Raw genomic sequence first — 3199 nt, forward strand, 5'->3', positions numbered from 1 at the left:
GGCAGCGCGGCCCCCACCACCATCGCGGCGCCCGCCGCTCCCGCCGAGGTCGCGCACGAGACGACGTCCGACGCGACCACCTGGGCCGCCATCGGCACCGCCGCCGCGGCCGTCATCCTCGTCGCCGTCGGCTACTGGCTCCGCGTCCGCGTCCGCCGCTGACCCTTGCCTCTTCGGTACGTGGTGGAACCATCCGCTCCGTACCGCCGTCCATGCTCTCAAGACCGGCCGCCACCCGGCGGTCGGACGGACGAAAGGGAGCACGGCCTATGAAGAAGGTCCTCATCACCGGCGGGGCGGGATACATCGGCAGCACGGTCGCATCCACGCTGCTCGACCGGGGAGTGACCCCCGTCGTGCTCGACGACCTCTCCAACGGCCGCGCCGAGTTCGTCGAGGACCGCATCTTCTACCAGGGCGACATCGCCGACGCCGAACTCCTCGACCGCGTCTTCGCCGAACACCCCGATATCGACGCCACGCTGCACTGCGCGGCCCGGATCGTCGTCCCGGAATCGGTGGCCAAACCGCTGTACTACTACCGGGAGAACGTCGCCAAGACCGTCGAACTCCTCGACTCCCTCCAGCGCCACCACTGCACCCGCGTCGTCTTCAGCAGCTCGGCCTCCATCTACGCACCCACCCCGGACGGCCGCGTCGACGAGACCTGCGCCGTCGACGCCCAGAGCCCCTACGCGCGCACCAAGCAGATGATGGAAGGCATCCTCCAGGACTGGACCCGCGGCGAGGGCGCCGAGGACCAACGCGTCATCACCCTGCGGTACTTCAACCCGATCGGCGCCGACCCGCAGCTGCGCACCGGCCTCCAGGACCTCCACCCCTCGCACGCCCTCGGCAAGCTGATCGAGGCCCACGGCGACGGCACCCCGTTCACCGTCACCGGCACGGACTGGGCGACCCGCGACGGCTCCGGCATCCGCGACTACATCCACGTCCAGGACGTCGCCGACGCCCACGTGGCGGCCCTCCTGCGCTTCGACGAGGTGATCGCCCCGGCCGCAGCCGAACGCTACCGCGTCGTCAACATCGGCACCGGCGAGGGCACCACCGTCCGCGAACTCGTCGCCGCCTTCGAAACCGCGGTCGGCACCCGCCTCGACATCCGCGAGGCCGGCCCCCGCCCCGGCGACGTCATCGGCTGCTACGCCGCCATCGACACCGCCGAATCCCTCCTCGGCTGGACCCCGCGCCGCACCATCACCGAAGCCGTCACCGACGCCCTCGCCTGGCGCACCAAGTGGACCACCCACCTCACCACCGGCACCCCCTGACAACCCGGGGCTGAACGCCCAGGCCCGCCGGACCACTTCACCGCACCCGCGGGCTTGGGCCGGGCCCGACAGCCCCACCCCCCAACCCCGGCCCCCGCGAGGGCCTCCTACCTGCGCCGCGCCCGCGGGCTTGGGCCGGGCCCGACAGCCCCACTCCCAACCCCGCCCCCGCGAGGGCCCCTACTTCACCGCGTCTGCCGACTTCTGCCAGTTGTCGTGGAGGCGGTCGAGGTACGACTGGGCCTGGGAGCCGGGTTTCGCGCCGCGGGCGAAGGCGAGCATGTTGGCGGCGCCGGTGTTGTAGCCGAGGGCGAGGAGTTCGTCGCGGGTGTAGGGGGCGGCGGGCTTGGCGGGGAGCTGGTCGGCGAGGTCGCGCAGGTGCCAGGACTCGGCCTGGACGGCGAGGTCGCGGTCGTCGGGGAGCTCTTCCCAGCGGCGGGCGGCGAAGGGGCGGCCCTGCTTGGTGTCGTCGAACGCGGCTCGGTGCATGTTGGCGATGCCGAAGGAGGCGTCGGGCTTGCTGCGCTGCCAGGCCCGTTCGAGGTCGGGGTCGTGCGGCTTGTAGGACTCGTTGTAGAGGATCGCCATCACGAGCTGCGGGTTCACGCCCGCCTGGGCCGCGAACTCGCGGACGGGCTTCGCGTAGTCGGCGGGGTCGTAGTCCCGCAAGGGGGACGCCGCAGGAGGCGATGAAGGCGATGAAGCAGACGAAGAGGAAGAGGAAGACGAAGGGGACGGCGAGGCGGACGGAGAGCCCGGGTGGTCGCCGCCGCGGATCATGCCCCAGCCGGCGGCTACCACGAGGCCGACGGCGATCCAGCGCCCCCAGCGCGGTCCGTTCCGTTCTTCGCTCACCGTTGCCGTCCCCTCCCCGTTCGTCAGGAAATACGTTCGACGCCCGTACGGGCGGACGCGTGTCGGGCGGGTGCTACTCGCCCGGCTTCTGCTCGCCGTCGAGGTTGCGGAGGAAGTCCTTGGCCTTCTCGACGCCGGTGTCGATGTGGCCGCTGTACTTGCCGTCCGTGCGGTCGTCGATGGCGTCGCCGACCTTGTCCAGACCCTGTCCGATCACGTCGCTGTGCTCGCGGGCGAGGTCGGTGGCCTTGTCCGCGAGGTTCCTCAGACTCTCAAACATGGTGACGCTCTGCTCCTCTGATGCGTTCCTGTAATGGTGCCGACGTGGCGGGGGGCATGATCGTTCGGATCATGACCATCCTAGCGACGGCCACCCGGCGGGCCGCCGGTGCGGAGCGCGGCGGGTGACTTTGCTGAAATGGGTTTGTATGCTCCAGTCCCGTTTCTACGACCCTGTAGAAGCGGGAACCGCTGCCTGGACGGACCGCGTCCCGGCACGCAGAGCGGCGCGCTCGCGTCGCGGCAGCCGAAACGATCGAGGGAAGTGCGCATGGCCGGGCAGCGGGCGAGAACGCCGTACCAGGATGCCGGGCCGCGCCCCGACGACGCCGCCGTTCCGGCACAGCGGTCCCGCCCGGCGGGTACGGGCGAGCCGGCCTCGGCGCGCGGCGCGCGGGGCCAGCGCGCGGGTGCGGCCGCGCGCCGCAAGCAGCAGGCGCAGAAGCGCGGGAGCCTGGCGGCGGTCGCGCTGGCGGTCGGCCTGCCGCTGGTCGGTGCGGTCGCGGACGAGCTGGGCGGCCCGGGCGTCGGCATCTGCTTCGCTGTGGCCGCGGTCCTCGGGACGGCGCTCGCGGCCGTGCTGTGCAGCCGGGCGGGCCGGTGGTGGGTGGTGACCGCCGCGCCGCTTGTGGTGCTGGTCACGGCCTCGGTCGCGGAGTACGTGTTCAACGGTGACAAGTACCAGAGCACCAAGCAGCTCGGCACCGGCGCGCTGCGCTGGGTCGTCGGGGCGTTCCCGGTGATGGCGGCGGCGGTGGCGGCGGCGCTCGTGG

General features: G+C 72.1%; 4 protein-coding genes. 2 read left to right on the top strand and 2 right to left on the bottom strand.

The genetic code is table 11. The features are described from left to right. Nucleotides 1–269 precede the first annotated feature (269 nt). Nucleotides 270–1292, top strand: a complete 1023-nt coding sequence (gene galE / locus AB0O00_RS33630) for a UDP-glucose 4-epimerase GalE (protein ID WP_363658316.1) — start codon at nt 270–272, stop codon at nt 1290–1292. A gap of 180 nt (nt 1293–1472) precedes the next feature. Here galE and AB0O00_RS33635 read toward each other — a convergent pair whose 3' ends face one another. Beyond that, nucleotides 1473–1961: a lytic transglycosylase domain-containing protein gene (locus AB0O00_RS33635; RefSeq protein WP_363658318.1), complete on the bottom strand. Its 489-nt coding sequence runs from the start codon at nt 1959–1961 to the stop codon at nt 1473–1475. Between the two features lie 259 nt (nt 1962–2220). Further along, nucleotides 2221–2427, bottom strand: a complete 207-nt coding sequence (locus AB0O00_RS33640) for an antitoxin (RefSeq protein ID WP_363658320.1) — start codon at nt 2425–2427, stop codon at nt 2221–2223. Between the two features lie 270 nt (nt 2428–2697). Between AB0O00_RS33640 and AB0O00_RS33645 the strand changes: the two genes are divergently transcribed. Next, a partial coding sequence (locus AB0O00_RS33645) for a DUF6542 domain-containing protein (RefSeq protein ID WP_363658322.1) occupies nt 2698–3199 on the top strand: 502 nt, incomplete at its 3' end.

Origin of the sequence: Kitasatospora sp. NPDC093558 (assembly GCF_040683475.1) — a bacterium.
Lineage (GTDB): Bacteria > Actinomycetota > Actinomycetes > Streptomycetales > Streptomycetaceae > Kitasatospora.